General features: G+C 67.5%; 2 protein-coding genes. Both read right to left on the bottom strand.

Annotation, left to right across the window (positions count from 1 at the left end):
* A partial coding sequence (locus tag VD972_RS23440) for a PDZ domain-containing protein (RefSeq protein WP_324990561.1) occupies positions 1-906 on the bottom strand: 906 nt, incomplete at its 3' end.
* Between the two features lie 103 nt (positions 907-1,009).
* Positions 1,010-5,848 carry a tetratricopeptide repeat protein gene (locus tag VD972_RS23435; protein WP_324990559.1) on the bottom strand — a complete coding sequence of 1,613 codons (4,839 nt, stop codon included), beginning with the start codon at positions 5,846-5,848 and terminating at the stop codon, positions 1,010-1,012.
* Between the last annotated feature and the right edge of the window lie 286 nt (positions 5,849-6,134).

The raw sequence follows: 6,134 nt of genomic DNA, 5'->3' as shown, positions 1-6,134 counted from the left end.
GCCCTGGAAGTTCTTCAGCCGCACGTAGCCGACGTTGCCGGCCAGCATCTTGTGCTGCACGCTCTCGATCGAGATCATCGCCCGGTTGAGCGTCATCACCCGCGGCTTGTCCCAACCCTTGCGCTTCACGGTGATGACGATCTTGCTGCCCACCGGACCGCGCAGCTTGGAGATGGCCTCGCTGAGCTCCATGCTCACCATCGACTCGTCGCCAATCTTGGTGATCCAGTCGCCCTTCTGGAGGCCGGCCTTGGCGGCGGGCATCTCGGGAAGGACGGTCCTCACGATGAGGTTTCCCTCCTGGAGCTGGAGGATGATGCCGATGCTGCCGTAGACGCCCTTGATGGTCTTCTTCAGATCCGAGTACAGCTCGGGGCGGAAGAGGATGGACTGCGGATCCAACGTGGAGAGCATCCCATTGATGGCGGCGTACTCCACCGCCCGCGTGTCCTCCATCGGCCGCATGTTCTCGCTCATGAACTGGAAGATCTCCTTCAGCACGAAGGACAGCTTCCAGAGTGAGGTCACGTGTGAGATGTCGAACTCGCGCGCCTCAGAGCCGGCGGTGACCTTGATCCTTGCGGAATCGGCGTTGCCGTCGACGATGACGTCCAGGACTACTATCTCCACATACCGCAGCGCCGTCACCAGCATCTGCTTCGGCTTGATGCGCTCAGGGACTGCGTAGTTGTCCTTCACGTAGAGGAGGACCTTGGTGAAGGTGCGCAGGGAGGTGAAGTCATGTGCGGACTTCTCGCCCGAGCCTGAAGCCGCGGAGGGGCCGGAGGGCGAGGTGCCAGCCACGGCCTCGGTGCGGAGCAGCGGGAGGGGGGCGTAGGTGCCAGCGCCCAGGACGAGACAGAGGGTGAGGGCTCGGTGAGGCAGTCGCGCAGAGGGATGTCTCACGGAGCGGTACTCCCAAGGGCGGTTGAGCTCATATCAAAGGCTCGGCCAGGTGGCCCACCACCGTGGAGAGCCGGCGAGCTGGCGAATGATGCAGAGAATCCACCTACGGCCCCGTTGGGGAGCTGGAGGCCAGCACCCGCAAGGGGGTGTCCTGGCCCACGGAGATGAAGGGCGCCCAGTAGTGGGGGTGGGGCCGGCTCTGACGCAACGCCCGCATGGCCGCCCGCAGCGCCGTGGCTCGGTTCATCCCTGAGAGCAGGTTGCGGTAGAACGCCTCCATCAGCTGCCAGGTGGTGTCGTCATTCACCTTCCACAGGCTCATCACCACCGTCTCCGCCCCGGCTGCCACGAAGGCCCGCCGCAGCCCGTACACCCCTTGCCCCAGCTTCACGTCCCCTCTGCCCGTGTCGCACGCCGACAGCACCACCAGCTGGGTGCCCCACAGGTTGAGACCCGCAAGCTCCAGCGCTGTCACCATCGTGCTGTCGGGCCCGGCCCTGGCGGTGTCAGATCCGCTGGGTCCAGCGAGCGCGCCAGCCAGCACCAGTCCCGAGCGCATCAGAGGATTTGGAAGGCTGGGTGCGAGGGCCTCCTGTCCCAGAGCACCGAAGTGGCCCACGGCGCGGGAGTCCTTGGGCACCGGCGCATCCTCCAGGAAGAAGCCGTGGGTGGCTACGTGCAGCACTCCAGGAGTCGGCACCTGCAGCAGCCGCTCCTTGGTGGCCTGGGAGCCCAGGAAGAGCTGTGCCCGCGGTATCAGCCGCTGGATGGCCTCCGCCTCCTGGCGCGTGCCGGGCAGCGGCGTCCACGGCCGCTCCGCCAGCTCCGCCCTCAACGTCGAGAAGGCGTGCTCCACCGCAGGGGAGCGATCGGGCGCCACAGGCACGGTCGCCGGCGAGGCGGCAGGTGCTCGAACGGGAGCGCTGAAGTCCGGGTCGGCGAAGACGACGACTGAGGTGGCAGGATCTGGATCCTTGGGGCGTGGCAGCAGGTCCTTGCCCGAGGTGAGGTAGCTCAACTCAAAGGAGTCCACGAGGAAGCGGCGGCCATCGTGGAGGGCGGCGAAAGGGACCAGGCCGAGCTGCCCATCCGGCGAGAGGAACAGGCGGCGGGTGTCTCCCAGCGCCGGCAGCAGCGGCTGGAACGCGAGCCGGTAGAGCGCCTGGGCCGAGGCCTGGAAGCCGGCATCCCGGTTGGCCAGCGCGTTTCGCAGCCGTGAGGCCGCGGCGTCAATGGGCGCGCCTGGCCCCAGGTCCACGGTGCGGATGTCCCCATCCGGTTCCAGCACCAGCGCCAGGTAGCGAAGCTCGCTGGGGAACTTTGACAGAGGCGTGCCGGGCTTCACGTTGAAGAAACGGTCCACGTAAGCGACGAACTCTACGAGGACACTGTTTGTGGGGAGGGCCCCGGCGACGCGGTCGACGATCTCTGCGGGAGCCGGCAGCGCGGTCAGCGCGCGCAGAGGTGCCGAGCGCTTGGCCAGGTCTGCTTCGAGCGCGTCGCCCAGCTCGCCGAGCTCCTTCAGGCGCTGTTCATAATCCGCAGGGGGCAGCGCGCCGCGGCCTTGGAAGGCCAGAGCGGCGTGCTGGGTGCGCAGCCCGCGCAGCTGCTCGAAGGTGTCCCGGTCCCCTCCGCTCAGGTTCCGGTAGACGGTGCGGGAGGTGTCCGCTGTCTCCGCCACGGAGCGGCCCTTGAGCAGCAGCGCGACGCTGAGCGCCAGGCGGCTTACGTCGGCATCATCGGAGCGCTGGCGCAGCAGCCCGTAGAGCAGCTCCTCGTCGGTGCGCAGGTACTGCAGGAAGCTGCTCAGCCGCTCCTCGGAGAAGTCCAGCGCCTCCCGGCGCAGGCGCCGCTCAGCGATGGTGAATGAGCGCCTGAAGAGCTGCAAGGCCTCGGGGAAGCGTCGCTGGGCCAGGCGCAGCTGGGCGAGCGTGCGGAGCGCTCGGGCGACATCGGGATGGTTCTTGCCCAGCGCCGCTTCGTTGATGGCGATAACCTGCTCGAGGAGATCCTCCGCCTGACCGGTAGACCCTTGGAGCGCGGAGACGATGGCGAGATTGTTGAGCGTCTGGGCCACGTCCGGATGGTTCTTGCCCAGCGCTGCTTCCCGAATCGCGAGCGCACGCTGAAAGTTCGGCTCGGCCCGCTTATGCATCCCCTGGTACATATAGAGGATACCGAGGTTGTTGAGGGACTGGGCGAGCTCGGGCGAGTTCTTGCCGAGCGCCCCTTCTTGAGCGGCGATCGCGCGCTCGTAGAGCGGCTCGGCGCGGCTGTATGCCTGCTGCTCCGTGTAGAGGAGGCCCAGATTGCTGAGCGTGGTGGCAACCTCGGGATGGTTCTTGCTCAGCGCCGCTTCCCGAATCGAGAGCGTGCGCAGCAAGAGCGGCTCGGCCCGCGCATACAGCCCCTGGGCCGTGTAGAGGGCGGCGAGGTTGTTGAGTGCTCGGGCGGCATCGAGCGACTTCTCCCCGACGGCCGCCTCCGAGATGGCGAGTGCGCGCTGGTAGAGCGGCTCGGCCCGCGCGTACAACCCCTGGTTCTTGTAGACCAATGCCAGGTTGTTGAGCACCTGGGCATAGCGGACATGGTTCTTGCCCAGCGCCACGTCGTAGATGGCGAGCGCGCGCTCGTGGAGGGGGCTGGCCCGCGCATACAGTCCTTGAGTCAGATAGAGGTTGGCCAGGTTGTTGAGCGTAGCGGCAACGTCCGGATGCTCCTTGCCCACCGTCGCTTCATAGATGGGAAGGGCGCGCTGGTAGAAAGACTCGGCCTGCGCGTACAGCCCCTGGTCCGCGTGGACCAGGCCGAGGTTGCCCAGCGTCTGGGCGACTGCGAGGTGTTTCTTGCCCGGCGCCGCCTCCGTGATGGCCAGTGCGCGCTCGTAGAGTTGCTGGGCTCGCGCGTACATCCCCTGGGTCTGGTAGAGGCCCGCCAGGTTGTTGAGCGCCGCAGCGAGGTCGGGGTCGTTCTTGTCCAGCGCCGCTTCGTTGATAGCGACCGCGCGCTCGTAGAGAGGCCTGGCCCGGTCATACAACCCCTGGTCCTTGTAGAGACCCGCGAGGTTGTTGAGCGCGGAGGCGACGTTGGGATGATTCTTGCCCATCGCCGCTTCGTAGAGGGGGAGGGCGCGCAGAAAGAGCGGCTCGGCCCGCGCGTACAGTCCCTGGAGCGTGTAGAGGTTGGCCAGGCCCATGAGCGAGGCGGCGACATCGGGATGGGTCGAGCCGAGCACCTCTTCCCGAGTCGCGAGCGCGCGCTGGAGGAGGGGCTCGGCCCGCGCGTACAGTCCTTGGGCCAGGTAGAGCCTTCCGAGATCATCCAGCGCTTTGGCGGCGCCGGGAGAGTTCTTGCCCAGCGCTCCCTCATAGATGGCGAGCGCGCGCTGGAGGAGGGGCTCGGCCCGCGCGTACGTGCCCTGGGTCTTGTAGATGTCAGCGAGGCGCCTGAGTGAGTCGGCAACCTCCGGATGGCTCTTGCTCAGCACCGCTTCCCGAATGGCCAGCGCGCGCTCGGCGAGGGGCTCGGCCCGAGCGTGCGAACCCTGGTTCGCGTAGAAGGTGGCAAGGTTATTGAGCGAGAGGGCGACGTCCGGGTGGCTCTTGCCCAGCGAAGCCTCCCGAATCGCGAGCGCACGCTGGAGCAGCGGCTCGGCTTGAGCGTACAGCCCCTGGCTCGCGTAGAGTCCGCCCAGGTTGTCGAGCCCGGTGGCGAGGTCGGGATGGTTCTTGCCCAGCGCCGCCTCCTGAAGGGCGAGCACGCGCTCGGCGAGCGGCCGGGCCCGCGCGTAGTCCCGCTGGGCCGAGTAGAGGCTGGCCAGGTTGCTGAGCGCGGCAGCGACGTCCGGATGGTTCTTACCCAGCGCCGCTTCACTGATGGCGATCGCGCGCTCATAGAGCGGCTCGGCCCGCGCGAACTTCCCCCGGGCCTTGTGAAGGCCGGCAAGGTTGTTCAGCGTCTGGGCGACTGCGGGGTGGTTCTTGCCCAGCGCCGCTTCACTGATGGCGAGCGCACGCTCATAGAGGGGCTCGGCCTTGTCCTCCAGCCCCTCGGCCACATACAGGATGGCGAGGTTGTTGAGCGCGGAGGCAACGAGGGGATGGTTCTTGCCTAGCGCCGCTTCTTGAACGGCGAGCGCGCGCTCGGCGAGCGGCCGGGCCCGCGTGTAGAGCCCCTGGGCCTTGTAAACCAAGGCCAGGTTATTGAGAGGCAGCCCGACGTCGGGGTGCTCCTTGCCGAGGGCCGCCTCTGAGATGGCGAGGGCACGCTCGTAGAGTGGCTCGGCCCGCGCGTATGCCCCCTGGGCCAGGGAGAGGTTGGCCAGGTTGTTCAGCGTCTGCGCGACCTCTGGGTGGCTCTTGCCCAGAGCTGCTTCCCGGACGGCGAGCGCACGCTGATAGAGCGGCTCGGCTCGCGCGTACTGCCCCTGCTCCGCGTAGACGAGCCCCAGGTTGTTGAGCGAGATACCCACATGGGGGTGAGCCTTGCCGAGGCGTGCCTCTCGAAGGGAGAGAGCGCGCTCGTAGAGGGGCCCGGCTCGGCCGTACGCGCCTTGAAGCTTGTAGAGGCTCCCGAGGTGGTCGAGCGACGTGGCCACGTCGGCGTGTTCCTTGCCGAGGCTTGCCTCCCGAATCTCGAGCCCGCGCTGAAGCAGCGGCTCTGCCCGGGCATAATCTCCCACGAGCACGCGGAAGTACCCGAGCACGTCCAGACACGTGGCGACCTCGGGATGCTTGCCCCCGAGCACCGCCTCGCGCAGCACCAGCGCCCGCTCCCCCCGCGCAATCGCGTCGGCGTACTTGCCCGCCTCGTACAGCGCCACCGCCTCGTTGAAGGCCGTCTGCGACTCCACGAGCCGCTTGTCCTGTCTCGCCTCCTTTGACTGCGCCCCTGCGGCGCAGCACAAGATCGCCACCGTCATCCACTGAAGAATCTGCTGCATACCCCCCCAGGAGTCAGTCCGCGGAGCGACCCTTACCCCTGAATCACCATTTCTCCTACCTGGGGACCCAGCTCCGGCTGGACACTGAAGGACAGGTGGAGCACTTCGAGAAGCTGCTGGAGCGGGTGAAGGGGCCAGCGGAGCGGTGTGGCTCCATGGAGGACGAGGTGGTCAGCGGGGGTCGCCGGGGAGACCGGGCCACCGCGAACCGTTGGGTGTTGGAAACCCGACCCGGTTGGATGGGTGGCCGGGTTGTCGGGCTTGGGGGGGGTTCCTACCTTGGCTT

Origin of the sequence: Hyalangium sp. (assembly GCF_035629615.1) — a bacterium.
Taxonomy (GTDB): domain Bacteria; phylum Myxococcota; class Myxococcia; order Myxococcales; family Myxococcaceae; genus Hyalangium.
Note: the sequence above shows the minus strand (reverse complement) of the source record. Positions and strands in the feature narration are given on the sequence as shown.

Coding starts and splice junctions, on each gene's coding strand:
- VD972_RS23435 (WP_324990559.1), bottom strand. CDS start 5,848: ATGCAGCAGATTCTTCAGTGGATGACGGTGGCGATCTTGTGCTGCGCC.